The sequence below is a fragment of the Mycobacterium sp. NGS54 genome, assembly GCF_059812465.1.
The window spans coordinates 413,971-438,273 of sequence record NZ_JCALCS010000005.1; the positions used below are offsets into that span (position 1 = coordinate 413,971).

Here is a 24,303-nt window from a genome sequence, read left to right on the forward strand (position 1 = left end):
GAGAGGTGGCTTGTTGTGCGTAAACCGATCACCGTGACCGACATCGAATCGGAGGTGCGGATCCCGGCGTGGATGGCCCCGAGCGGTTGGTTCGTGGTTGGCTGGTCGCACGAACTCGCATCCGGCGATATCAAACCGCGCAAGGTGTTCGGTCAGGAGCTCGTCCTCTACCGGAAGATCGGCGGGGAGTTGGGCTGTCTGGAGGCGGCCTGCCAGCACCTCGGCGCGCATCTGGGTTACGGCGGCAGGGTGGTCGACGATTGCATCGTGTGCCCGTTCCACGGGTGGACGTGGGGACCGGACGGGCAGAACGTGGCGGTACCGGAAGGACGGACGAGTAAACGGCGTATCGAGCCGTGGCCCGTGTGCGAGCGCAACGGCATCATCTACCTGTGGCACGACGTGGCGGGTCAACCGCCGGCGTGGTCGGTACCGGATCTGTTCGAAGATCTGCGCGATGAGTACCCCACAGGTGAGTTTTGGGACGTGGCAACCGCAGGCAGTGCCTTCGGATACGGCGAGTTGCCCATCGAACCACGAGTCGTCGCCGAGAACATCGTCGATCCCATCCATTTCCGCTACGTGCACCACACCCGCGATCTCCCCACGCTGGTGGATTTCCAAGTCACCGACGCCTCCTTCATGACCAAGCTGCGTGTGCACTCCCGGGGTAAGCGCAAGGTCGACGGTCCTCGGCGGGAGGACACGGTGACGCTCAAACAGTGGGGTATCGGGATGGCGTTCACGCGGTTCTCCGGACGCGACAACACGCATTCGGTGATATCAGTTACGCCGGTGGATGCTCAGACTTCGACGCTGCGCCAAACACTGTTCGTCGAGAAGATCGATGGTGAAAGCGACGATGAACGCTCCGCCAGGATCAAGGCCATCGAATCGGTTTTCCCCGAAGATCTCGCGATCTGGCAGCACCAGCGGTTCATCGAGCCGCCATCGCTGCAGACGCAGGAGGCCAAGCTGTTCCGCATGATGCGCAGATGGGCCCAGACTTTCCAGCCCAAGCCCGGTGAGTACGGCAGCCTGCGCGGCAATCGTGGCGCCGACGGCCCTTTGTCGACCAACGAGGGTTAGCAACGGCGCCGCTGCGCCGGGGCGGCCCCGCACATCGGCGGGTCCAATCGGCGGCCTTGCCGATAGAGTCCATGCCTATGGTGACCGAGCGGAAACCGCGGGCACGCCGAGGGTCTGCGCCCGGATTGATACGTGATGCGGCGCGCGAGCTGTTCGCCGAACAGGGATATCGCACCACCACCCGCGAGATCGCGGAGCGGGCCGGAGTGTCACACGACCTGATTTTCCGATACTTTGAGTCGAAAGGAAATCTGTTCGTCGAGGCGGTCCTAAACCCGTTGCTAGACGCAGTGGACGAGCTACACCGCCGCTGGCTGACTGACGTGGCGCAGAGTCGTGGTAGCGAAGAGGAGCATCTGCGGCGATTCGTCCTGGCGTTCTTCGACTTCCTGACGGATGAGAGCGCGATCGCGCAGGCGATGGGCCGCCTCATTGCCGAATCGACTAACGATGAAGAGGTTCAGACCGTTCGACGGCGAATCGATGCCACGTTAGAAGCCATGGTCAACCCGCTGGAGGCATATTTGGCGGGCAGCGATTTCGCCCCTGCGCGACCCGGACTGAATATTCGGGTGATGTTGCTGACCATCGGTGTGACTGCCAACTTCCTTCCCTACACCTATGCGAGCGACGACAGGGTTCCCACTAGAGAAGAGATGTTCGAGGTCATCTTGAAATCTACCTTCGCGATGTGGGGTCTAAGTTTCGAAGAAGCCGAGGGAGCGGCGACCTCCACGCGGCGCAAACGCCCTTGATTCCATGGCGTGGCTTACATGTTCGGCGGCCCTGTGGACCTGCCTCCGTCGTGAATACCGTTGATTGGCAATCCAACTCGATGCAGATTGGATGCCGGCATTCTCCTTTGGCGATATATACAACCAATGGTTGACTTTCTGCTCTGCGTCGCTTATCGTGACGTACGTCACCGAACCCAGCGGCAAGCAGAAGGCGTTCACAGCGATGGCTACAGGCTTGGAAGGCGAAGTTGCCTTCATCACTGGTGTGGCTTGTGGACAGGGTTGAGCTCGTGGATTGGTTACTCAGCGACGCAGCCAAGTATGTGACCGGAATACAGCTGCCGGCCGATGCCGGATTCACGGTCGGCTGACAACGGTCTGCTGGACCGAAGGATCCCTTCCCGCAGTACACACAACGAGGAGACACTTGTGACGACCGTTCAGCGAGCTGCCATCAGCGACGTGACTCCGGAGGAGGCGCTCAGTTATCGAGACCAGTTGGGTGAGCCACACTTCACGGGTAAGCATCTGCTGGAGGACAACGCGTTTCTGATCACCGGTGAGACGGACGATCACGACGTCTTCGCGGTCAGCTTGACTTTCAATGTCGACGGCGAAGCGTGGGGTGGAAGGCCGGCTACGTTGCGACAGACGAACTTCATGGCGTTGCCGAAATCGCAGCGGTACAAAGGAATTGACGATAACGACTACATTGGCGTGCGTTCGGACCCAGTTCGGCCACAGCCACTCGAGGTCATACGCGACGGCGACAAGGTGGTCTGGACGGAAGGTGATCTTGTCACCACGGCTGACGTACCTTACTGGACTATCAAGGGTGAGCATGCCGGCGTCGACTTCGATGTGACGATGGGTGGTCTCTGCGACGCGTCTCGCTTCCTGGGAGCATTCTCCGACTTGCAGACAAACGGTATTGCCGGGATCGAACAGCCGCTGTGGGTGGAGGGCTCGGTCTCCTCAGGTGGGCACACCTACGCACTGCAGCGCGGGATCGGGATGCACGAGAAGGTCATCATCGGCGACCAGTGGGTGCACGGTGCGAGCGCCATGCGGAAGTCGCGCCACTATTGGATATGGCTCCTCAACGAGGAATTCCGGGTCTTCAGCTACATCAAGGAAGCCACCGGTGTGACGTTCGGGCACACCAGCATCGGCAACGAGCACAGCCACTTCGGCGAGGGTCAGATCGAGGTCACCGAGCTCGACTACTGGACGGATCCCCGCACGGGACAGTCGATCCCGTCGAAGGTGTCGCTGACGATGAAGTCCGACGACAGTGTGGTCGCAGTGGTCATCGAGGCCTACGGCCGATTCATGTACACGTACTGCCAGGCCAAGGCGAGTATCTCCTACTATGGGCTGGCGTGCCGAGCCAACGGGACGATCGCCACACCCGAAGGCGTTATCCCCATCAGGGACGTACGCACCTATGTGGAATCAGGCATCTACCCAACGCCGCTTCCGGTCAACTGACCTCGCTAACGGAGAAGATATGACGACAACCGAGTCGGACACACGCGCTGTCGGGCTGTGGATTGGCGGGGAGCGGCGCACCCAAGGCTCCGGCGGAACCCATGATCACATCAACCCGGCTACAGGTCTGGTGGGCAGCACGATCCCGCTGGCCGGTGCGGCCGAGGTCGATGAGGCAGTGGCGATAGCCGATAGGGCTTTCGCGAGCTGGCGGAATACGGCTCCGGCTCAGCGCCAGGCGTTGCTGTTCAAGCTCGCTGACCTCGTGGAGGCCAACGCCGCCAAGTTCGGGGAGTTGAGCGCCCGGGAGAACGGGTCGCCGATAATGATCGCGACGACGATGGTCGGCAAGGTAGTGGAGTGGATTCGCTACTACGCGGGCTGGCCGGGCAAGATCGACGGACAGGTGACCGGTACCTATGGTCCGGACGGCGTGTTCTCCTACACACTGCCGCAGCCCCTCGGCGTGATTGGGGCGATCATCACCTGGAACGGTCCACTGATGTCGCTGGCCATGAAGGTTCCCGCCGCGCTCGCGGCCGGCAACACGGTGGTGGTCAAACCGTCCGAGCTGACCCCGTACACCGGCGAGCTATTCGCAGAGCTCATTTCGTGCGCCGGCTTTCCGCCGGGGGTGGTACAGGTTCTGCCAGGCACGGCGGAGGCCGGCGGTGCCCTGGCCTCGCACCCGCTCGTTCGGAAGGTGAGTTTCACCGGTGGGCCGGACACGGCGCGCAAAATCCTGCACGCCTGTGCCGAGAACATGACGCCGACGGTGCTCGAACTCGGCGGCAAGTCGGCCAACATCATTCTCGACGACGCCGACCTCGACAGCGCGTGCAGCCACGGGGTGATGATGGGTATTGGGCTGCTCAGCGGCCAAGGTTGCTCGTTCCCAACGCGAATGCTGGCCAATCGGACGATCTACGATGAGGTCATCAAGCGGGCCAAGACCCTCGCGGAGTCTATCGTCGTCGGGGATCCCATGGCGCCCGAAACGATGTCGGGCCCGGTGGTGAGTCGTCCATCCTTCGATCGAATCCTCGCAGTGATCGAGCAAGCCAAGCGCGACGGCGCGCGGCTCATCACCGGCGGTGGCCCACTGAACCGACCGGGACTCGGCGGCTACTACCTGCAGCCGACGGTGTTTGCCGACGTCGACCCTGACTCGGCTCTTGCGCAAAACGAGGTGTTCGGTCCGGTCCTGGCGATCTCAGTCTTCGATACCGATGAGGAAGCCATCGCGATCGCCAACAACAGCCGGTATGGCCTTTCGGGCTACGTTCACACCAAGGATCTCCGGCGTGCCCACGTGATCGCGGAGGGCATCAGAACCGGTGAAGTGCTGATCAATGGTGCTCTCAACCTCGCCGCCAACCAGCCGTTCGGAGGCGTTGGCGTCAGCGGTTTCGGCAAGGAGGGTGGCCGCGACGGCATCTACGAATTCCTGAACATGAAATCCGTAGCGGTCAATTGAGACGGGACGAAACTCCGTCCAACCGCACAATTGACGTCGCCTGTCGTCAGTGACGGTAGGGCATTGACGTACGTCATCGGATGCCGGGAGAAGTCTGTCCAAGCCCGTCAGACGGCGACGATGCATGTGAGTACGGCGGCCATTCCTCACAATCGGCTTCCGATGTCCGGCGAATGCGCCCCCGGGTCACGAATCAGATAAATAGTTATCTATTAACGGCTACACTCATGTGCGGCGCCACTTCCAGCGAGAGGATGTCTTCATGACGGCTTCGCCAGTTTCAACGTCGTCGGTCAAATTCAACCCAGAGAGTCGTCTCTACATTGACGGCGAGCTACGCGACTCGGTGTCCGGTAGGACGGCCGACAACATCAACCCTGCGACCGAAGAGGTGCTGGGCGTCGCCACCGACGCCGGTGCAGAGGATATGGAGGCGGCGATCACCGCTGCGCGGCGCGCCTTCGATAGTACCGATTGGTCGACGAATCGCGAGTTTCGTCAGCATTGCTTGATGCAACTCCACGACGCCCTTCAGGAGGAGAAGGAGGACATTCGCGCCGAGTTGATCGCCGAGGTCGGTGCGCCGCTGTCGTCGACATATATTGCGCAGCTGGAGTGGCCGATCGCTGACGCCGTTGGGTGGCCCGCCCGGTACATCTCCGAGTTTGCTTGGGAGCGGGCACTTCCCGACGGTGCGCTGTTGGGCTCACCGTATCACCGTAAGGTTGTCAAGGAAGCGGTCGGTGTCGTCGGTGCTATCACGCCGTGGAATTTCCCGTTTGAGATCATCAGCAACAAGGTGGCGCAGGTCCTGGCCACGGGCAACACGATGGTGCTCAAGCCCGCGATCGAGACGCCATGGAGTGGGCTGCGGTGGGGTCGTGTCGTCGCGGAGAAGACCGATATTCCACCGGGTGTGTTCAATGTCGTCGCGACGTCTGACAATGGCGTGGCTCAGCTGCTCGCCACCGATCCGCGCGTCGATATGGTTTCTTTCACTGGCTCGACGGTTGTGGGCAAGCTGATTCAAAGTCTGTCCGCTGACACCATGAAGCGCACCTTGCTCGAGCTCGGCGGGAAGTCGGCGTACATGGTGCTCGATGACGCTGACATGGAGGCGGTCCTGCCGGGCTGTATGGGGGCGCTGATCCATTCCGGCCAAGGCTGCGGGCTGACTACGCGAATGCTGGTTCCGCGGCAGGTTTATGACCAGGCGGTCGAGGTCGCCACCGCGACTTTTGCGGCGGTTCCCGTCGGAGACCCAACCGATCCTGCGACGTTTTGCGGTCCTGTGGTGTCGGCCAAGCAGCATGAGCGCGTGTTGAATTACATCGAGATCGGCAAGCAGCAAGGGGGGCGGGTGACGGTCGGAGGCGGAAGGCCCGACGGGCTGGACCGTGGGTACTTTGTGGCGCCGACTGTGTTCGCCGATGTGGACGCACGCCACCGTCTGTTCCAGGAGGAGATCTTCGGGCCGGTGATCACGATCACGCCCTATGACGGCGGCGACGATGGTCTGGTCGAGCTGGCGAACAACTCGACCTATGGTTTGTCGGGTGCGGTGATGGGCTCGCCGGATCGAGCTATGGCGGTGGCCGGGCGAATCCGCACCGGCACGTTGAACCTCAACGGCGCCATGTTCTACGGCGCCGACGCTCCGTTCGGCGGTTACAAGATGAGTGGGCTCGGCAGGCAAAACGGTCACGAAGGCTTCGAGCAGCATCTGCAGACCAAGACGATTGGATACACCGGCGCATGACTGGTGTGCTGAGCGGCATTCGCGTCGTCGAGCTCGCCGCATGGACGTTCGTTCCGGCCGCTGGCGCCGTGCTCGCCGATTGGGGCGCCGATGTCATCAAGATCGAACATCCCGAGACCGGTGATCCGCAGCGCGGATTGATCAATTCCGGAGTCGTCGCCGGAGCGGGCGGCGTCAACCACTTCATTGAACAGCCGAACCGCGGAAAACGCAGCATCGGTCTGGACACCTCCAGTCCGGAGGGCCGCGAGGTGTTGATGACGTTGATTGAGACAGCCGACGTGTTTCTCACCAACCTGCTGCCGGACTCGCGGCGGCGCATGGGAATCGACGTGGATCAGGTGCGCGCGCGCAACCCCAAGATCATCTATGCCCGCGGCCACGGGTACGGCATCAAGGGAGAAGAAGCCACGCGGGGTGGATACGACCTCGCGGCCTATTGGGCTCGCGGAGGGATCGGAATGGGATACGCCACCGACGACGGGTCCTATCCGCCGCTTCAGCTGCCGGCCTTTGGTGACGTGTATGGCGGCTTGACAATCGCCGCAGGCATCGCCGGAGCGTTGGTGAAGCGCGAGCGGACGGGTGAACCCTCCATTGTCGACGTCTCACTGCTCAGCGCCGCCGTCTGGCAACTGGGACCCAACATCGTCGGCGCGGGGGTCACCGGTCAGGAAGTTCCCAAGTTCTCGCTCGAGGAGATGCCCAACCCCGCTGTCAACCTTTACAAGACCCGCGACGGCCGGTTCATCGCCTTTGTACTTCTTCAGGCCGACCGGTTCTGGTCCGATTTCTGTACGCGCCTAGGTCGCCCGGACTTGATCTCCGACGAGCGGTTCGCCACTGCACCCGTACGATTCGAGAATCGCAAGGAGTGCATCGCCGAGCTGCGGTCGACGTTTGCAGCCGCGGACTTAGCGCACTGGGAGAACGTCTTTGCAGATTTCGACGGCGTATGGGACGTGATGCGCACCGCGCGCGAGATCCACGACGACCCCCAGGTCATTGCAAATGGTTATCTGCCCCGCACCACTGACGCCAACGGCAACGAATTCGCGTTGGCCGGCAGCCCGGTCCAGTTCGATGAGACGCCGTTAGCACTGAGGTGCGCCCCAGGACACGGTGAGCACACTGATGAATTGCTGGCTGAACTCGGCTACGACGAAGAGCAGATCATCGACTTCAAGATCAAGTCGGTCGTATTGTAGGTTCCTGCTGGGCGGAGCAATCCGGAGACGCTTCGCCGACGGCCGATACGGTGTTTATGACATTCATCGCGCAGGCGTTGGCGGCCGGGTAATAGCCAGCCGCGGTGTTCACCTTTTAAGCCGGGTATGCCGATATTGCCTGTGCCGCAGTGAATTGTGCGCTTCTTCAGCGTCCTCTAGTGCCTCTCGGCGGTGGCGGTTCAGCGAATCGTCACTCCGGCATCGACTTTCAGTTGAGTGCCGGTGACGAAGCGGGCTTCGTCGGAGAGCAGATAGAGCACCGCGTTACTGATGTCGACGGGCTCGACCACGTCAACGGGCATCGCGTTGTGGAAGATCGGCGCGAGATCCTGGCGCGTGTTGGCCAGCAAGTCCAACAACTCCAGTGCTTCCATACCTGTGGGTACGCCGGTGGGATGCACGGTGTTCACCCGAATCGAGTGAGCCGCCAATTCGTTGGCCAACGCCATGGTCAAGCCGACCACGCCGTGCTTGCTCGCGGTGTACGGAAGTTGCAGCGGTGTCCCTTTGATACCGGCGGCCGAACTGATGTTGACCAGGCTGCCTCCTCGTTCCATCAAATGCGGGATCGCCGCCAGGCACGTATTCCAGGTACCAATCAGATTGACGTCCAACACGATCCGCCAATCTTCGTCGGTCACCATATCCCAGGTCCCGCTGGTCAATACTCCGGCGTTGGACACCGCTCCGTGCAAATCGCCAAGCTGATCGACGCCGGCATTGACAACGTCCTGCAACATCGTGCGGTCTCGCACATCGGCGTGAGCGGCGTGCACTCGCTGGCCTAACGCCTGCACTTCCTTGGCCGTGGTCTGCAAATCCTGCGGCGTGCTCATCGCATAGGTCAGCCCCTCGATCGGGGCGCAGATGTCAACCAGGATGAGGTCGGCCCCCTCCTGCGCCAACCGCACGGCGTGGCTGCGTCCCATACCGCGTGCAGCGCCGGTGACCAGAATGACCTTGCCAGTCATGCGTCCCATCGAAAAACCCTTCCTCAGAAATGGATTCGGACACCTCACGCCTCAAACACCGACAATCGGCACCGCACCAGGCGCTCATACGGCGCCGCCGGTGTCTATGACCTCGCCGCGTCACATGGATGATGGCGGACCGGCCGGGAACTTGAGATAGGAACCGGCGTCGACGCGGATCTGCTGGCCGGTGATGTAGCGGGATTCGTTGCTGGCAAGGAACACCGCGAGGTTGGCGACGTCCTCGGGTTCGATGTAAGGGATTGGCATCGCCTGAAAGAAGGTGAACGCGGGTTCGGCATCCTCACGTGTCGGATTTTCCAGGTCGGGACGGAACAGCTTGTACATGCCTTCGTTGTGGATGAGGTGCGTGTTGACGTTGATGGGATGGATCGCGTTGATCCGGATGAAACGCGGCGCGAGGTGCTGAGACATCTCTTCGACGAATTGGTGGTGGCGGCGGGCATCATGCCAGCAGTTGAGCCCGTCACGATGATCGACGATCCGTCTGCGAGGTGCGGAATCGACACGGCAACCGCATTCATCACACCGACCAAGTCCACATCGGTTGCGTCGACGAAATCGCTCGCCTCCGGCTCTCCCAACGCCATGGGAAGGATGCCGGCATTGGCGACCACGATATCGAGGTGGCCGAAATCCGAAAGGCCCGCCTCGATGGCTGCGCGCAGCTGATCGCGTTCGCGCACGTCGGCCTTGATCGCCAAGATGCGGCGGCCACAGTCCTTGACCAGCTTGGCCGTTTGGTCCAGATCCTCAGGGGACGCCAGCGGATACGGGTTCGACTTGATGTCTTCGCAAATGTCGACCGCGATGATGTCGGCACCTTCCTGCGCCATCCGGACGGCGTGCGCGCGGCCCTGGCCGCGGGCCGCTCCGGTGATGAACGCGACTTTGCCGTCAAGGCGGTTGGTCATAGGGCCTCGCTGTCCTCGAGTTGCCATCGTTGGCCACGCACCGCTAATCCGCTAAACAGTTATATACTAATCAGCTGCGACACCCGCTTCGCAAGTGGGCGGCATCGACCATAAGGTGGCGGCACCCAAGCACATATTGACTTTAACATCAGTGTTAAAGTATGGTGAAGCCATTGCGGCGGCTGCGGGCGATCAAGTGCATGTGCGAGGCGCTGGCAGGACTGGCCCGCCATGTCATTGGATCATCACCGCATCGTTTAAACGGATGCTGCGACTCCCACGAGGGACCTGCAGTGAACCACCGAGACCTCTGCAACGGAGACAAGGCCATGACTGTCGATATCTTCGATTCCGACACCCACTACTACGAGCCGCCTGACTGCTTCACTCGCTATATCGATCCGAAGTTCCGTGATAGCGCGATTACGGTGGAAGATCCTGACTCGGGCAATGAACGAGTGATGTGGCGTGGCCAACAGCTGCACCTGATTAATCCGGGGTTCTTCACAGAGGCGCTCAACCCAGGGTCTTTGAAAGAGTGGTTCCAGGCGATCAAGAAGGGGATCGCCCCGGACGATGCGCGGCTGCTTGCGCCGATGGCCGCTGAATGGCGGGACCGGGCAGCGCGGATCGCGAAGATGGACGAGTTGGGTGTCGCTGCAATGACGTTGTACCCGACGCTCGGACTGCTGTGGGAGCATCACCTGCGCCATGACACCGAGGCGCTGTACGCCAACCTGCGGGCCTTCAATCGATGGCTCGCCGACGACTGGGGATACGCGCGCGACGACAGGCTCCTCGCGGCACCGATGGTCTCCCTGCACGATCCCGAGCTCGCCGTCGCCGAGCTGAGCCGCGTATTGGATGAAGGCGCTCGCGTCGTCGTCATGAAACCTGGCCACGCGAACCATCGCTCGCCCGCCGATCCGATCCATGACCAGTTCTGGGCGATGTGCCAGGAGGCCGAAGTGCCGGTGGCATTCCATATGTCGGAGTCCGGCTACAACGAGTTCTACTCGACGGATTTCGGGGAGAACCCGACGCCACGACCGCATGAGAAGTCGGCGTTGCAGTGGGCGATGTTCTATGGGGACCGACCCATCATGGAGACCTTTGCAGCCTGCATTCTTCACAACCTGTTCGGCCGCTTCCCGCGGCTACGGCTTGTGAGCGTCGAAAACGGTTCCGGCTGGGTGGGATACCTTCTCTCGGTCATGGACAAGATGAAGGGCATGGGACGCTCGGGCCCATGGCTCGGTGGGCGCGTCGAGGGACGGCCGAGCGATATCTTCCGCGAACACATCTATGTTTCTCCATTTCCGGAAGACGACGTCGGCGCACTCGTGGACCTGATTGGTGCGGAACGGGTGCTCATGGGCTCCGACTTTCCACACGCGGAGGGAACCGCCACCCCGATGGACATGGTGAAGACGGCGGCCGGGTTATCGCCGACTGCTCAAGCGCTTTATCTAGCGGGAAACGCGCGGCGGCTACTGAAGACAGAGCGTGCCGCTGTCGCGTAGCCACCAAGGCTCACACGACCCCGACCGTTACCACTTACCAAGCGGCGCTGTCGGCTAACGACGCGTGGCGGAAGGACATTTGTGCCGTGGATCTTTCGTTGTCATCCGAGCAACGCGACCTCTGTCGCGTGGTCGGGGCGCTGTTGACGAAAGACTGTTCGACCAGTCGGGTGCGTGCCGTCGAGGTCGACGGTGGATTCGACGCGGACTTGTGGAAGTCGCTGTCCGCGATCGGGGTTGTCGGCAAGGACATCGACGATGCGCCGGATCCGCTGCTCACAGTCGCACTTGTTGCGGAGATCTGCGGTCGCCACCTCGCACCGGTCCCACTCATCGAAACCTATGTCGGTCGCCGACTGTTGTCGATGGTTTCTGCAGAGTCGCTCGTCCCTCGAGCCGATGAAGCGGTCATCGCGGTGGCCTTAGCGCCGTGGCAGAGCCCCGATCACGAAGTCCTCGTTCAGTATTCCGGTGTCGCGGATGGTGTAGTCGGCCTGCTCGGCGATGAACTGTTGTGGTTGACCGGAATGGACTGCTATCCGGTGCAGCGCAACTTCGCGGGCGCCGCCCTCAACAGAGTTTCCCCGAAACGGGCGACCGGGATCGAGGTTCTCCAGAAGGGTAGTGCGGCCCGCGCAGCCTACACAGAGATGGTGACGAATTGGAGGCGTCTGGCCGCCAGCATGCTCGTGGGCGTGGGCCTGCGCGCGGTCGAACTGGCAGCCGAATTCGCAAAAGAACGTTCGGCATTCGGTGTTCCGATAGGTCGATTTCAGGCGGTCGCGTTTCCTCTGGCTGACGACTTGACGGCCCTCGATGGGGTGCGGCTGCTGTCCTGGAAGTCTCAGTGGGCCGCGCAGAAGCAACTCGATTCGGCCGGTCTTCTCGCTTTGATGGCATATGCGTCGGCGGCGGAGGCTGCGATGAGGGCTGTCGCGCACGCCCTGCATACGCACGGCGGCCAGGGCTTGACCGAGGAGTGCGACATCCAGCTCTATCACCGCCGGGCGAAATTCCTGGCTGTGATAGCGGGCGACCCCAAGCACCAGTACGCGGCTATCGCCGACGCTCTGCTGCCACAGTTGGAGGCGGTCCGATGATCGAATTCTCCTTGCCGGACTCGGCCGTCCAACTCGTGAGCGAAGTCAAAGACTTCCTGGATGAGCACTTGACACCTGCAGTGCGGGAGCATGAGCGACGCACTGGCGATGGTCACAACTGGGAGTTCAACCGTGCTCTGGCTCAAAAGCGTTGGGTTCTGCCCACGTGGCCTGTCGAAATGGGCGGGGCCGGTCTGGGCGACTTCGCATACGCCCTGCTCATTCAGGAGTTGTACCGAGCCGAAGCCCCTCTGGTCGGTGTCAACACCACGCAGATGCCGGCCGCGGTGATCAGGGATCTCGGCCCCGACCATCTGCAGCGCCGAATCCTTCCCGAAATCGCTGCGGGGGAGGCGATTGTCTGCCTCGGCCTCACCGAACCTCATGCCGGTTCGGATCTGGCCGCGGTGACAACGCGCGCACGCCGGGACGGCGGCGACTGGGTGATCGATGGGCAGAAGATGTTCACCACACTCGCCCACATCGCGCAGTATTGCTATCTGCTGGCACGAACGACTCCCGATTCGGTCCGACACAACGGCTTGACCGTGTTCATGGTGCCGATGGATACACCTGGCATTCAGGTGACTCCCATCCTGACGGTCGCAGGCGAGCGAACGAACGCGGTCTTCTACGACGGCGTTCGAATCCCCGACGAAGCCCGCATCGGTCAGGTCGACCGTGGCTGGGACGTAATGCGGCACGCACTGGGGCTGGAGCATCAGGCGGGGTCCTTCTGCGGAGCGGCGCAACGGCTGTGGTCGGGCGCCGTTGCCGCCTCACAGCGGTACACCGACACAGAGGGCAGGCGCCTGATCGACTTGCCCGCCAGCCGAGAGCGCCTAGCCCGGGCAGCGGTACACAATGAGATCACCCAGCTATTGCACCACCGCACCATCTGGCTGGCGGCCAACGGGCAAGAGGCGCACGTCGCTGGTGCCGAAACCAAACTCTACTCAGCAGAGACCTTCATCGAAGATGCGACCGCGCTCGCAGATATGTTGGGGCCGAACGTGCTATGTGCATACGACGGAACTGACGCAGACGCCGCGGGCATCGTAGGTCACTCCTATCAGTACTCGGCGGGGACGAGCATCTACGGGGGGACCAGCGAGATCATGCGAGGCCTGATAGCCGAACACGGGCTGGGACTGCCGAAGGCGAGGTGACATGACATTCACGACAGCCAAGGACCCGAACGAGCTGCCAGTCTGCTACATCGATGCGATCAGTAGCCGAGACTTCGACGCCCTTGGAAAACTTTGGACTCCTGACGCCCGATGGCAAGCGCCCGGCATCTCGGAGGTATCCGGGATCGAGAACGTCCTCGCATTACTCGAAAATATGAGTGAGAGCGTGACATTCGCGTTCCAGGGAATACTCGGAAACATCGTCCGGGTCGACGGTGATGTCGGTGTAGGTAGATGTTACATCGAGGAGCGCGGTCGCTACACCGACGGCAACGACTTCACCATCAATGGCTACTTCGACGACCAACTGAAACTCGTGGATGGATCTTGGCTCTTCGCGAGTCGGAAGTTCAACTTGCTCTACCGGCGGATCTCGCCGAGCGAGGGCAAGTTCTACCGACATTCCGAGTGGGAAGGAAACATTTGAATGATCGACTCCAGGGCTATCGCCGAAGACGATCGTTCGTTGTGGACGAATCGACAGATGTCATCCTGACCTCGCGCAGGCAATCTCCGCTGGCGACGCTGATCTGGCCGAACACCTGATGCGGGAGCTTCCGCGCGGTGCGGCCTCGTTACAAGGGGATCGACCTTCTGGGCACGGTCGCGCCGCCAATAGTCCCGATGTTATGCAGACGGCTACGTCAGTTGATGAGTTCGGCGACCAGGATCCTGATCGTGTCGACAAGCTGATCGCGGCTGTTGCTGCCGTTGTTACCGAGCCAGCGGCTGCGAAACCACAGACCTTCTGCAATAGCCAAGAACGCGACTCCCGAACTGGCAGGATCCGTGGGCGACCGCCCACGGAGGCGATCAAGCTCCACGCCCAGCCGCCGCTCCATTCGCAGCTCGAATCGAGCGCCCTCCTGACGCAACTCGACATCGGCCATGCTGACTTGACGCCAGAGCCGGATGAACGCGCCGAACTCGTCGAAATAATCAACAAGCTTTTCGCTCAGGTCGACCAGATCGGCGGGGTTCCATTCCGTGGGAACGTCTTTCAATGCGTTCAGAAGGCTGTAGCCGCCCTGTGCTGAGTCTCGGCCGAGGGCCAAGAAGATGTCGTTCTTGGACGGAAAGTAAATGTAGAACGTTCCGCGCGACATTCCTGCCGCGACCGCAATGTCTTCGGCTCGGGCACCATGAAATCCACGGTCGAGAAACACTTGCTTGGCGGCATCGATCAATTTGCGCCGGGTGCGTTCGGATCGACGCCCCGGCTGCCACGTCAGCTCTCGGTTCTCGCCCGGCGGCAACGGCGATCGGTCCATGCGGCCCAGCATATCCGGGTATAGACTTTAACAACTACGTTCAAGTACGCTGGTCATCAGGGGCTGAGGCCCGCTGGACCTGCGGTGCCGCGCAGTCGGGCTGTTGGACAGGATCGGGTTGGACGTGTCGATGGAGACCTGCCCCGCACGGGCGGCGCGTCGGCCGGGGCACGCGCCCCTACCGCATCGGGCCGGTCTGGCCCCCTTAGTGGATGGGATCTGAGACGGTGCTCAACAGCAACACCATCCTCAACGTGCCTGAGACCAGCTATGCATCGTTGCCGATGGCTGCAGATCGGAAGATCGGCTGGGACCATCTGCGGAGCATGGGGCGTGTTGTCCTAATCGATGGCTGGTATTACCTGACTCATCGGGACGACGTCTTGGGCGCGCTTCGTCGGCCAGAGCTGTTTTCATCCAAGGACGCCTTTGAGATACTTGGCAGTCCTGTCCCGCTTCCGCCGCTGAGCACCGACCCCCCGGAGCACACCCGCTACCGCAAGATTCTGCAGCCCTTCTTCAGCCCGGGCGCTCTCAAAGAAATGCTGAAGTCGCTTCGGTTACAGGCGGCCGAGATCGTTGACGCTGCGGTCCAAAGCGGTCAGTGCGATGCGATCTCCTCGATCGCGATCCCATATCCGTCGCAGGTTTTCCTCACGCTCTTCGGGCTTCCGATCGAAGATCGAGACCGGCTCATCGCATGGAAAGACGCAGTCATCAACCTCACCGAGCGAGCGAGTCTCGAGGGAGCGGACTTGACTCCTGCTCTTGAATTATTTGCCTACGTGCAGCAGGCGCTGGAGGATACCCGGAAATCACCGAACGACGGGATGCTGTCTCAGCTCCTGACCGGTGAGGAACGCCTTGATGACACCGAACTGACGGGCTTTTGCTACCTATTCGTATTAGCCGGCCTGGACACCGTCACAGCGACTATCGGCTTTGCCTTGCTCGAGTTGGCGCGAGACAAGAGACTTCAGGACCGGATCCGCCAAAACCCCGAAGATACGGTTCCTTTCGTTGAAGAGATCGTCCGCCTTGAGCCTACGGTCGCCATGCTCCTGAGGGTCACGACGGAAAGTGTGAGGGTTGGAGACGTGACCTTGCCTGCTGGCACACCCGTGCGACTATGCGTGGGTGCCGTCAATCGTGACAGCAGCGACGGGACGTCGACCAACGATCTGGTTATGGATGGAAAGATCCACCGCCACTGGGGCTTCGGCGGGGGCGCCCATCGGTGCCTAGGATCACATCTTGCGCGTATCGAGCTGGCCGCGGTGATTGATTCCATTCTCGAAAAGACAAAAAACATATCGCTAGCAAAGGATTACACCCCCTGTATTAAGTTCCCCGCCAACGCGTTTCAACTCGGCGAACTGCCACTGATCATGGAGGCGTGAACTGCTTGGCCCGGCAACCGCGCACGAACGGAAACTGGTGGGTGAGCACCCCGATGAGCCTCATCAACGACATCCCGACCCGCGCCGAGCTGGTAGCTCGCATCGTCAGCGAGGCCGACAAGCGCATTAATCGGCTCGGCGCCATGATCACAACGGCCAACGGAAGGCTTGCCAATTAAGCGCCCTCGCTTCTGATTGCACGGACCGACGATCCCTGCAGCCCGGTTCAGCGGGTCGGGTCCACGTGACCCGCACTGCGGGCAAGGCATCGGCGGTTGGAATCCTACAACTATATATCTATTTTGGAAGGGCAACGTATCCAGCTCACGGAAGGAGCCCCGCATGTCTCAGGATGCCGACGGCAGTCCCCGTCCACCCGACGGCGATTGGCTGGGTACACCGTTTCTGACGTTTGAACGTGTTGGTGCAGTCGCGGTCTGCACGATCGATCGCCCGCAGGCGCGCAATGCCATGACGCCCGCGATGTACTTCGGAATTCGGTATGCGATCAGTCGAGTTAATGCGGATCCCGACCTCGCCGGACTTCTGATCACCGGTACCGGTGACGTCTTTGCGCCGGGTGGTGACCTCGGCAAGCAGGGTGAGGATGACTGGATGGACTTCGCCTCCACCTTCGGCATGGACGTGACGCCGTTTGACCCGCTGCGCCAATCGGCCAAACCGGTGGTCTCGGCCGTCAACGGGCTTTGCCAGGGTGGCGGCCTGCAGATTGCCCTGTGCAGTGATCTCGCTGTGGTAAGTGACCGCGCGACTTTTCGCGTGCCTGAGCTGTTCCGCGGCATCGCCGACACCTATTACAGCCAGGTGCTCGCCCGCTTGATCGGTCCGGTGCGCACCAGAGATCTAATGTTCACTGGTCGCACGCTGAGCGCCGATGAGGCGTTGGATTGGGGCTTGGTGACCAGGGTGGTGCCTCATGACGATCTGCTGAAGGTCGCCAGAGAGCTACTGGAGCAGTGCTGTCGGACCGCTCCGGCGGCTCGCGGGTTGGTCAAGGCAAGCCTGGATAATTACCTCGGTCTCTTTGACCGGATCGGCATGCAAACGAGCATGTTGGGTCCGGAAGCACGCGAAGGCTTCCGGGCGTTCAAGCAGCGGACTTCACCAGATTGGGTGCATCCAGAACTGCGGGTGCCGGGCCGACTTTGACGAGTTCCCGTACAGGCGACGGTTGATGCAGCGCCTGAGCGCGCTGCCGGATGGCAATAGCTGCTGCGGGGATCGCATGGTCGGGTCGATGGTGCGGCGCAATGGCCTTCCCTGTCAGCCTAGTTTGCGCTTAAGGGGTAGATCGCAGCCGGTGAGTTCGGCGGAGATCTCCCATAGTCGACGTCCGGTGTCGGGATCGTGTGCCCGGCGGTTGAGGTCGACAACCTTTGGCTTGCCCCATAGATGTAGTAATCCACGGGGGGCCCAGTACGTCGGCGAAGGCAAGTTCATGGTGGCTGCCAACACGGTGGAACGTGCGGCGAGGTCGGCTGGCTGGGCTATGTAAGGCTGTAGATGCCGAAGCACGAACGCCGCGATGCCGGGCAAGTCGGACAGGATGTCGCTGTCGCTTACGCCGGGGTCGCTGAGGTGGGCGGTGAGGCCTCTACGCGCCAATTCCACGGTGAATACGGCATTGGCGAGTTTCGATTCCGTGTAGGCCGACCACCAGTCATACGTGCGGTGTTCCCAGTTCAGGTCGTCCAGGTGCAGCCGCGGCATCGCGTACGTGCTGCTGGTGACGGTCACCACGCGATCGGTGATGCGGTCAGCCAGCAGGCAGGTCAGGGCGAAGTGGCCGAGATGGTTGGTTCCGATATGGGCTTCGAAACCGTCGGCGGTGTGTGTCAGCGGCAGCCCGAGCACGCCGGCGTTGTTGATCAGCACGTCGACGGAGTCCACCGAATCAGCGAACGCGCGCACACTGCTCAGGTCTGCCAGGTCAAGGCGAGCGACCGACACGTCCCCGCGCATCTCACGCGCGGCGGCCAGGCCCTTGCTCGGGGTTCGGCAGGCCAGCACCACCTGATGGCCGGCAGCGGCCAGGATGGCTGCAGTAGCCTTGCCGACGCCGCTGTTGGCGCCGGTCACGATGACTTTCATCGAGCGGTGTCACCCCGTGACCACGGGCAGGTTTTCCCACCCGCGAACCGTCGAAGTGTGTGCCTGGACCGCGTTGTCCCAGTCGACCTCCCACGCCGGAAAGCGTTTGAGCACCTCTTCCAACGCGACGCGCGCCTCGAGCCGGGCCAGATGGGCACCCAAACAGAAATGGATACCGTACCCGAACCCGAGGTGGGACTTCTTGTTGATGCGGTGGATGTCGAAGCGGTCCGGCTCGGCGAACATCCTTTCGTCGCGGTTAGCCGATCCATTGAGTAATAGCATGACGCTCTCCTTCGGCACCGTGACGCCGTACAGCTCGACGTCACGGGAAAGGTAGCGCGCGTTTACCGGCGAGGGCGCCTCATAGCGCAGCAGTTCTTCGATCGCGTGGGGTATCAAGCTGGGGTCGGCGACCAGCTCGCGCCGCTGATCGGGATTTTCGGCCAACACCTTTCCCGCCCACCCGATCAGCCGTACCGTCGTCTCATTGCCGGCAGCTGCCAGCAACCCGACGTAGTTCAGGATCGTTTCCTTGTCGAGATGTCTGTCCACGCCGCCGCTGTCGGTGTAGGTCGCGTTGAGCAGGTCGGTCATCAAATCATCGGCGGGGTTTTGGGCGCGGTAATCGATGTAGGCGCTGAAGGTCTCGGGGTCCAATGCGGTGAGGACCCAGTCCATGTCCTCATCGCCGGTGGCGTGGAAGCTGTCGTCCACGCGCTGGCGGTACTTAACCTGATCGGCTTCGGCCATGCCCAGCATCATCCCGATAGTGCGCATCGGTACCTCAGCGCCCAGGTCGGTGATGAAGTCAAAGCCGCCGCGCTCGACCATCGGCTCCAGTGCGGCCGCGCAAAAGGCGCGAATCTTGGGTTCCATTTCGGCGATCCGACGCGGCGTGAACACCCGCGCCAGCAGAGCGCGATGCTGATCATGTTCGGGTGGATCCTCGAACAGAATTATCCCCGGTGGGACGGGAAGATTGCTCTTGATCACCTCGAGCACCGAGCCCTTGCCCGACCGGTACGTGTCCCAGTCGGTAGAGGCGTCCTTCACGTCGGTGAATCGACTCAGGGCATAAAAGTCGTACTGATCGTTGTAATACAGCGGCGCCTCGTCACGGAGCCGACGCCACATCGGGTACGGGTCGACATCGAGTTCGGCATCATAGGGGTCGTAACGGACGCTCGAGGTTTCAACGGTGGTTGCCATGGCTGCCTCCCTACACCGCCGCCGGCGTGGGCACGGTCATCGACTCAATAAAGCTGCCCGCCCCATCGGCAATCGCTTTGCTAGCCACGCGTTGCGCCCCGTATTCATGTGGCGTGGTGTCAACGTCGAGCGCGCTCGCGCGCAGGGCCCCAACTGTGCATTCTTCCCGCTTGCGATGCTCGAAGGGATCAAATCCGTACCACTGTGACGCGTTTTTCCAGGTGAACAGGTCGATCTCGTCGTCGTCGAGACCGGCGGCCACAAATCCCGCCATCGCCGTCTCCGGGCCCCTCGGCCACGTGGAGTCCGAGTGTGGGAAGTCGCATTCCCACGCGATCGTCGTCGGGCCGATCATCTCCCGGTTCTTCAACCCGACGACGTCGTCGATGAAGCAGGTCAAGACCGAACGGCGGAAGGCGTCGCTCGGCCTGATGTCGCCGAAGTCTTCGTGGGTCCACGCGCGGTGGTGGTCGTAGACGAAGTCGGCCTTCTCCAGGAAATACGGTACCCAGCCGGCCCCGCCCTCGGCGAGGGCGAAACGGACGTTTGGGAACTTGCGCATCACCGGTGACCAGAGCAACTCGACGGCGAACAGCGCGGTGGAAAAACCCATCGAGTGCGATATCACCGAGAACGGTGAGCGTGGCATGAACTTGGGAAAGGCGCCGAAGTGGAAAACGGCCACCGTGCCTGTGTCCTGGCATGCCCGCCACACCGGGTCCCACTCGTCGCCGTGATAGTCGGGGGCGCCGAAGCGATGTGGTTCGGGATGCATCGAGACGGCGCGGACCCCAGATGCGGCCATCCGGTAGATCTCCTCGGCGACGAAGTCGGCACCCGCGGTGAATCCGGACAATGCCAACGGGATGAAACGACCGGGGTAGGCGCCGCACCATTCGTGCAGATGCCAGTCGTTGTAGGCACGAATCATCACCTTGACGAACTCCGCATCACATCCCTGTTGGGCGAAGAACTGACCGCCCAAGCCTGGCCAGGACGAAAAGTTGAGGCTGGCCAGCACGCCGTTGGCGTTCATGTCCCGCACTCGTTCGTGCACGTCGTAACACGATGGGCGCACCTCGTCGAAGTTATGCGGATCGCGTCCCCAGTCCTCGGCCGGCCGGCCCTGCACAGCGTTGAGCCCGAAGGTGGAGATCTCGACACCCTCGACGAGCCACGCGTCGGTGCCGTCTGGCCTCCGCACGACCTTGGGTACGCGATCCTTGAACGCCGCCGGGACGTGATCGCGGTAGAAGTCCGACATGGAGGGGGGCTCGACGACGTGGTCGTCGACGCTGATCAGAATCTGGTCTTCGATGCGCATGCGTTGAGGCCCTTTTCTTTACGTTCGCCGACCACTGAGCGCGTCGGGTGCCCTTAGTGTGAACAGCACCTAACCGTTCGAGATATAAATGGTTGAATAGTTTGCTCGCTCTAAGGCTAGTTGTACTTGAACATGTGTGTCAATGTCCAAGCCCTTCGGCTGTCACAAGAAGACGTGATCACACCGACGCAAGAGGATGTGTGCGTGCCTGCGCGATCGGATGGTTCGACCAGATCCGCCTCAGCGGCGGTGGGTTCACCAACAGAAACCTGTAATCGATGGAAAAGGTTCTGCGGTGAGCGACGGTAAGTCATTCGCTTCGGGCACGTCGCGGTGGCCAGGTGCTGCCGCCGAGTTGGCCGCGGGCGTCTTCGGCTCCACCGTAAGACCAACTCGCGCGAAACTCCGGCTCGATCGGCGATCTCCCGCGTCGTCGTGCGGTAGCCGTGGTCGGGCCGAACACCTCCGGCGCAGCAACCTCGGCGCGCGGGCGCTAGCCCGGCATGCGCGTCGAGACTTCGTCACCGCCACCCACTGTGGTGCGGGTTGATAGTGAGACCGGTCAGGACTCGGTGCGCCGGCTCGGCCGTCAGCCGGCGACCGGCGCGGGGACGTGCCGAGTCGCCCTACTGTAGAAGTGCGGCAGGTCGAGCTGGCCCAGGATTCCGGGTGCGGCGGCGCATACCGCATTGATGGCGTTGATGGGATGCAGCGCGGTGATGGCACATCCGTCATACAGGCTCAGGGCGATGGCCGTCTCGAAACTCGGCTCACCCTTGACGACAACCTGGTAGCCGGCCTCCGCGTCGTTCAAGGCGCGCTCCCAATCGGGGGCGGCGTCGGGATGTGTGCGTTCGACCTTCTTGTAATAGATCACCGGCCGACCGTTGGCGATTCCGGTGACCGTCCACCGCACGGCGGCGATGGTGTGGGCCAGCCCCCGACCCCAGGCGGCGTCGTAATCGACATCGAGGGAGGCATTCTCGACCGTCGAGGTGATCTCGTCCAGCTCGACGCCGAGGTAATCGGCGATGCCCCGCACCGTACTCTCGTGCCAGCCGGTGCCGACGTCGCCGTAGAACATCGGTGCCCGGTAGTCGAGCGGATGGTTGAATCCCCAGGCGCCGACCTGGTCGTAGCTGGGATAGCCGTTGAGGTCGCAGATCTCGGCGACCGACACGCTGTCGATCCGTCCGGCCCCGCTGAGCAGGTTGAACAGATGGCCCGTGGTCATGAAGCCCGGATCGGTGCCGCCGCAGAACACCGAGGACCCGCCCGTGCGGCAGGCGGCGGCGATCGGTTCGACGAACTCGGCCCGACCATGTTGCGGCGCAATGAGATCCATCAGTGCCGCGGTCACCACGTTGGTACCGGCCTCCAGGAACGGCACCACGTCGGCGACGCATTCGGCTTCTCTGGAGGCGTAGTTGCCGAAGTAGGCCAGGCAGTCCGCATTCAGCGCGAGAAGCGCCGCGACATCGTTGGTGGCGATCACACCGGTGGGGCCGAGCCCGACGAGTTCGCCGGCGTCGCGCCCGATCTTGTGCTCGGCCCAGGCGTGGACGCCCACCAGTTCGTACTCGGGGTGGTCGATGAGTGCGCGCAACCCGGTCGCACCGATGGGACCCGTACCCCACACAATGACGCGCTTACGAGACATGGCCTGTCCTCCTATCTAGTTCACCGGAAGCGGCGTCGGGTAGATGCCGTTCTCGAGATAGGTGACGGTATCGACGATCTCGGTGGTGGTGTCTGTCGGTGCCCTTGATCCCGGCCGTGGAACTGGTGATAACGATCGAACCTCCATGCCCGCCATCAATGATGGGTTGGCGGACGAGGAAGCAGGTATTCCATACGCCGGTCAAGTTGGTGTTGATGACGTCGTTCCACGTTGCGATCGGGTCGTCGTCTTCGCTGTAGCGCACGACCCCGGCGTTGGCGATGGCAATGTCGAGGCGACCGAAATGCGCGAGTCCCTCATCGAGGACGGCCCTAAGCGCTGCCTGGTCGGCGACGTCGGCAACCCCGGTGACGATCTTGGCGCCCTCGGCTTCTACGAGATCTCGTGTCTCGTCGAGGTCGGCGCGAGTCGCGTTCGGGTAGTCGATGGCGGGCAGGTCCCGGCAGATGTCCGCCGCGATGATGTTGACACCGCGGCTGGCGAGCCGAACAGCGTGAGCGCGGCCCTGCCCGCGGGCAGCACCTGTGATGAAGGCGACTTTCCCGCTGAAGAAGTCGGACATGGTGACACTCCTAACTGTCATTACTCGACAACAGGGATAAACCGGGCAGCGGCGGACCCAGCCGATATGGGTGGATTAAATTGTCAGTGCTGCTGCGCGGCAGCAGAGGCTACGGTCGGGGCCGAGCCCGTCGCTCGATCGGGGTAGAAATTCGACGCCCACTCGCGCAACGCGGTGAAGCCCTTGTCTCCCGCTCCAGCCAATCCCGGCTTGACGAGATACCGTTGCCGATTCCAGATGTTGATGTCATCGGGAAGCGCGGCCATTGCCTCCTTGAGCCTGCGGTCGCGGCGCGCCTCGTCGTCGTCAGGACCGTGGTCGACCCAGTAGCCGGCGAAGATTTCGGTGGTGTCCTCATCGACCGGTGTGGTGTTGATGGTGATGATCCGAATGCCGTCGGCGGTCTTTTCGATGTTGACGCTCGTACCAAGACCGGAGAACCAGAGGCGCAGTGTGTTCATCGTGTCGGTAACCGGGCCCTCGTGTTGGGCCCAGCGGCGGCCGAACCCGACAACTGCGTGCCACGACGTGTCCGTTGTCTCCTCTGCCAGTACCACCGGAGCCAGTTTGGTGCCGTGTACGAAGCGGAAGTGCTGAGGGTCGACGGCGTTCTCGGCGACCATCTGAGGGTGTACCTCGAGTCCCGTCAAGTGCTGGGGAGTCACCGGATAAAACTCGTAGCCTCTCAGCGCATCGCCGCCAACGTCGATCGCGTCGAAAACGTCGAAATACGGTCCACGCCCGTCAACATCGTGCCAGATGTGGATGGATTCATTGCGCTCGCAGACAGGCCACGAGCGAATGCGTCGACCTCGGTTGGGGCGATCCAGGTAGGGGATGCTCACGTTCTTGCCGTCGTGTCCCCACACCCACCCGTGAAAGGGGCATTGGATGCCCTGCTCGGTGACACACCCGCCGAAGGCGAGGTTGGCGCCGAGGTGCTGACAGTAGGCATCGAGCACGTGGACCTCGCCCCGTAAATCGCGATACGCGACCAGATCCTCGCTGAAGTAGCGCAATGGCATCACGCTTCCTTCGGCCAGATCGGACGACCAGGCGACCTGGAACCATCCCGTCGGCTTCATGCTGAGGGGAGCGCGCATCAGATCCTCCCAAACGGTTGAAGGGCGGTACTGCACGACCGTCGGTGGCGGTGGAGCTACTTGATGAAGGTAACGCGATTCTACAGTAGTGTCAAATATGTATCGAGTAATCCGCAGGCCAGGGCGGTAATTGCAGA

21 protein-coding genes and 1 pseudogene are annotated in these 24,303 nt (G+C 62.0%); 13 read left to right on the forward strand and 9 right to left on the reverse strand.

All coding sequences use genetic code 11. The features are described 5' to 3' along the window. Nucleotides 1-15: 15 nt before the first annotated feature. The 6 genes from AC5Y5E_RS17910 (at nucleotide 16) to AC5Y5E_RS17935 (ending at nucleotide 7,761) form a co-directional block, all read left to right on the forward strand. On the forward strand, nucleotides 16-1,089 hold the full coding sequence (locus tag AC5Y5E_RS17910) for a Rieske 2Fe-2S domain-containing protein (RefSeq protein WP_499904083.1): 1,074 nt from the start codon (nucleotides 16-18) through the stop codon (nucleotides 1,087-1,089). Between the two features lie 77 nt (nucleotides 1,090-1,166). Beyond that, a complete protein-coding gene (locus AC5Y5E_RS17915) occupies nucleotides 1,167-1,844 on the forward strand; it encodes a TetR/AcrR family transcriptional regulator (RefSeq protein WP_499904084.1) in 678 nt (225 codons plus the stop codon). Nucleotides 1,845-2,255: 411 nt separating this feature from the next. Beyond that, nucleotides 2,256-3,317, forward strand: coding sequence for a hypothetical protein (locus AC5Y5E_RS17920; RefSeq protein ID WP_499904085.1), 1,062 nt, complete (start codon nucleotides 2,256-2,258; stop codon nucleotides 3,315-3,317). Further along, on the forward strand, nucleotides 3,274-4,794 hold the full coding sequence (locus tag AC5Y5E_RS17925; RefSeq protein ID WP_499904086.1) for an aldehyde dehydrogenase family protein: 1,521 nt from the start codon (nucleotides 3,274-3,276) through the stop codon (nucleotides 4,792-4,794). The genes AC5Y5E_RS17920 and AC5Y5E_RS17925 overlap by 44 nt, the downstream gene beginning before the upstream one ends. Before the next feature lie 262 nt (nucleotides 4,795-5,056). After that, nucleotides 5,057-6,553 carry an aldehyde dehydrogenase family protein gene (locus tag AC5Y5E_RS17930; protein ID WP_499904087.1) on the forward strand — a complete coding sequence of 499 codons (1,497 nt, stop codon included), beginning with the start codon at nucleotides 5,057-5,059 and terminating at the stop codon, nucleotides 6,551-6,553. Next, nucleotides 6,550-7,761: a CaiB/BaiF CoA transferase family protein gene (locus AC5Y5E_RS17935; protein ID WP_499904088.1), complete on the forward strand. Its 1,212-nt coding sequence runs from the start codon at nucleotides 6,550-6,552 to the stop codon at nucleotides 7,759-7,761. Before AC5Y5E_RS17930 ends, AC5Y5E_RS17935 begins: the two co-directional genes overlap by 4 nt. A gap of 200 nt (nucleotides 7,762-7,961) precedes the next feature. On the opposite strand, the gene AC5Y5E_RS17940 is transcribed toward AC5Y5E_RS17935, so the two are convergent. After that, nucleotides 7,962-8,762: a mycofactocin-coupled SDR family oxidoreductase gene (locus AC5Y5E_RS17940; protein WP_499904089.1), complete on the reverse strand. Its 801-nt coding sequence runs from the start codon at nucleotides 8,760-8,762 to the stop codon at nucleotides 7,962-7,964. A gap of 111 nt (nucleotides 8,763-8,873) precedes the next feature. After that, nucleotides 8,874-9,688 (reverse strand): annotated as a pseudogene (locus AC5Y5E_RS17945) (mycofactocin-coupled SDR family oxidoreductase). 329 nt (nucleotides 9,689-10,017) lie between these two features. Between AC5Y5E_RS17945 and AC5Y5E_RS17950 the strand changes: the two are divergent. From AC5Y5E_RS17950 to AC5Y5E_RS17965, 4 genes are all read left to right on the forward strand, one after another. After that, nucleotides 10,018-11,211 carry an amidohydrolase family protein gene (locus AC5Y5E_RS17950; RefSeq protein WP_499904090.1) on the forward strand — a complete coding sequence of 398 codons (1,194 nt, stop codon included), beginning with the start codon at nucleotides 10,018-10,020 and terminating at the stop codon, nucleotides 11,209-11,211. Between the two features lie 86 nt (nucleotides 11,212-11,297). After that, complete coding sequence (locus tag AC5Y5E_RS17955; protein ID WP_142274955.1) at nucleotides 11,298-12,311, forward strand: acyl-CoA dehydrogenase family protein; 1,014 nt, start codon at nucleotides 11,298-11,300, stop codon at nucleotides 12,309-12,311. Then, nucleotides 12,308-13,480: an acyl-CoA dehydrogenase family protein gene (locus AC5Y5E_RS17960; protein ID WP_083171977.1), complete on the forward strand. Its 1,173-nt coding sequence runs from the start codon at nucleotides 12,308-12,310 to the stop codon at nucleotides 13,478-13,480. Before AC5Y5E_RS17955 ends, AC5Y5E_RS17960 begins: the two co-directional genes overlap by 4 nt. A gap of 1 nt (nucleotide 13,481) precedes the next feature. Further along, a complete protein-coding gene (locus AC5Y5E_RS17965; RefSeq protein WP_499904091.1) occupies nucleotides 13,482-13,928 on the forward strand; it encodes a YybH family protein in 447 nt (148 codons plus the stop codon). A 217-nt stretch (nucleotides 13,929-14,145) separates the two neighbouring features. Here the strand turns inward: AC5Y5E_RS17965 and AC5Y5E_RS17970 are convergent, their stop codons facing one another. Next, a complete protein-coding gene (locus tag AC5Y5E_RS17970) occupies nucleotides 14,146-14,772 on the reverse strand; it encodes a TetR/AcrR family transcriptional regulator (protein ID WP_158086219.1) in 627 nt (208 codons plus the stop codon). 284 nt (nucleotides 14,773-15,056) lie between these two features. Here AC5Y5E_RS17970 and AC5Y5E_RS17975 point away from each other — a divergent pair, with 284 nt between their 5' ends. From AC5Y5E_RS17975 to AC5Y5E_RS17985, 3 genes are all read left to right on the forward strand, one after another. Continuing rightward, nucleotides 15,057-16,172, forward strand: a complete 1,116-nt coding sequence (locus AC5Y5E_RS17975; RefSeq protein ID WP_499904271.1) for a cytochrome P450 — start codon at nucleotides 15,057-15,059, stop codon at nucleotides 16,170-16,172. A gap of 41 nt (nucleotides 16,173-16,213) precedes the next feature. Further along, nucleotides 16,214-16,351: a hypothetical protein gene (locus AC5Y5E_RS17980; RefSeq protein ID WP_158086220.1), complete on the forward strand. Its 138-nt coding sequence runs from the start codon at nucleotides 16,214-16,216 to the stop codon at nucleotides 16,349-16,351. A gap of 163 nt (nucleotides 16,352-16,514) precedes the next feature. Further along, entirely contained in the window at nucleotides 16,515-17,342 is an 828-nt protein-coding gene (locus AC5Y5E_RS17985; RefSeq protein ID WP_499904092.1) for an enoyl-CoA hydratase/isomerase family protein, read from the forward strand. A gap of 114 nt (nucleotides 17,343-17,456) precedes the next feature. Here AC5Y5E_RS17985 and AC5Y5E_RS17990 read toward each other — a convergent pair whose 3' ends face one another. The 6 genes from AC5Y5E_RS17990 to AC5Y5E_RS18015 form a co-directional block, all read right to left on the reverse strand. Beyond that, entirely contained in the window at nucleotides 17,457-18,284 is an 828-nt protein-coding gene (locus AC5Y5E_RS17990) for an SDR family NAD(P)-dependent oxidoreductase (protein WP_499904093.1), read from the reverse strand. A gap of 9 nt (nucleotides 18,285-18,293) precedes the next feature. Further along, nucleotides 18,294-19,496 carry a cytochrome P450 gene (locus tag AC5Y5E_RS17995; RefSeq protein ID WP_083171985.1) on the reverse strand — a complete coding sequence of 401 codons (1,203 nt, stop codon included), beginning with the start codon at nucleotides 19,494-19,496 and terminating at the stop codon, nucleotides 18,294-18,296. Between the two features lie 10 nt (nucleotides 19,497-19,506). Next, nucleotides 19,507-20,820 (reverse strand): amidohydrolase family protein, encoded by a 1,314-nt coding sequence (locus AC5Y5E_RS18000; RefSeq protein WP_499904094.1) that lies wholly within the window; start codon nucleotides 20,818-20,820, stop codon nucleotides 19,507-19,509. A 589-nt stretch (nucleotides 20,821-21,409) separates the two neighbouring features. After that, nucleotides 21,410-22,480 (reverse strand): NAD(P)H-dependent amine dehydrogenase family protein, encoded by a 1,071-nt coding sequence (locus AC5Y5E_RS18005; protein WP_142274957.1) that lies wholly within the window; start codon nucleotides 22,478-22,480, stop codon nucleotides 21,410-21,412. Next, nucleotides 22,470-23,063, reverse strand: a complete 594-nt coding sequence (locus AC5Y5E_RS18010; RefSeq protein ID WP_426646531.1) for an SDR family NAD(P)-dependent oxidoreductase — start codon at nucleotides 23,061-23,063, stop codon at nucleotides 22,470-22,472. The genes AC5Y5E_RS18005 and AC5Y5E_RS18010 overlap by 11 nt, the downstream gene beginning before the upstream one ends. 83 nt (nucleotides 23,064-23,146) lie before the next feature. Beyond that, complete coding sequence (locus AC5Y5E_RS18015; protein ID WP_083171989.1) at nucleotides 23,147-24,166, reverse strand: aromatic ring-hydroxylating oxygenase subunit alpha; 1,020 nt, start codon at nucleotides 24,164-24,166, stop codon at nucleotides 23,147-23,149. Nucleotides 24,167-24,303 lie beyond the last annotated feature (137 nt).

What these genes read in the sequence shown, in the direction of transcription:
- AC5Y5E_RS18000 (WP_499904094.1), bottom strand. Translation starts at nt 20,820, where the DNA reads ATGCGCATCGAAGACCAGATTCTGATCAGCGTCGACGACCACGTCGTC.
- AC5Y5E_RS17935 (WP_499904088.1), top strand. Translation starts at nt 6,550, where the DNA reads ATGACTGGTGTGCTGAGCGGCATTCGCGTCGTCGAGCTCGCCGCATGG.
- AC5Y5E_RS17950 (WP_499904090.1), top strand. Translation starts at nt 10,018, where the DNA reads ATGACTGTCGATATCTTCGATTCCGACACCCACTACTACGAGCCGCCT.
- AC5Y5E_RS18005 (WP_142274957.1), bottom strand. Translation starts at nt 22,480, where the DNA reads ATGTCTCGTAAGCGCGTCATTGTGTGGGGTACGGGTCCCATCGGTGCG.
- AC5Y5E_RS17930 (WP_499904087.1), top strand. Translation starts at nt 5,057, where the DNA reads ATGACGGCTTCGCCAGTTTCAACGTCGTCGGTCAAATTCAACCCAGAG.
- AC5Y5E_RS17995 (WP_083171985.1), bottom strand. Translation starts at nt 19,496, where the DNA reads ATGGCAACCACCGTTGAAACCTCGAGCGTCCGTTACGACCCCTATGAT.
- AC5Y5E_RS17960 (WP_083171977.1), top strand. Translation starts at nt 12,308, where the DNA reads ATGATCGAATTCTCCTTGCCGGACTCGGCCGTCCAACTCGTGAGCGAA.
- AC5Y5E_RS18015 (WP_083171989.1), bottom strand. Translation starts at nt 24,166, where the DNA reads ATGCGCGCTCCCCTCAGCATGAAGCCGACGGGATGGTTCCAGGTCGCC.
- AC5Y5E_RS17915 (WP_499904084.1), top strand. Translation starts at nt 1,167, where the DNA reads ATGGTGACCGAGCGGAAACCGCGGGCACGCCGAGGGTCTGCGCCCGGA.
- AC5Y5E_RS17990 (WP_499904093.1), bottom strand. Translation starts at nt 18,284, where the DNA reads ATGAAAGTCATCGTGACCGGCGCCAACAGCGGCGTCGGCAAGGCTACT.
- AC5Y5E_RS17970 (WP_158086219.1), bottom strand. Translation starts at nt 14,772, where the DNA reads ATGGACCGATCGCCGTTGCCGCCGGGCGAGAACCGAGAGCTGACGTGG.
- AC5Y5E_RS17975 (WP_499904271.1), top strand. Translation starts at nt 15,057, where the DNA reads ATGGCTGCAGATCGGAAGATCGGCTGGGACCATCTGCGGAGCATGGGG.
- AC5Y5E_RS17985 (WP_499904092.1), top strand. Translation starts at nt 16,515, where the DNA reads ATGTCTCAGGATGCCGACGGCAGTCCCCGTCCACCCGACGGCGATTGG.
- AC5Y5E_RS17965 (WP_499904091.1), top strand. Translation starts at nt 13,482, where the DNA reads ATGACATTCACGACAGCCAAGGACCCGAACGAGCTGCCAGTCTGCTAC.
- AC5Y5E_RS18010 (WP_426646531.1), bottom strand. Translation starts at nt 23,063, where the DNA reads ATGTCCGACTTCTTCAGCGGGAAAGTCGCCTTCATCACAGGTGCTGCC.
- AC5Y5E_RS17940 (WP_499904089.1), bottom strand. Translation starts at nt 8,762, where the DNA reads ATGGGACGCATGACTGGCAAGGTCATTCTGGTCACCGGCGCTGCACGC.
- AC5Y5E_RS17925 (WP_499904086.1), top strand. Translation starts at nt 3,274, where the DNA reads ATGTGGAATCAGGCATCTACCCAACGCCGCTTCCGGTCAACTGACCTC.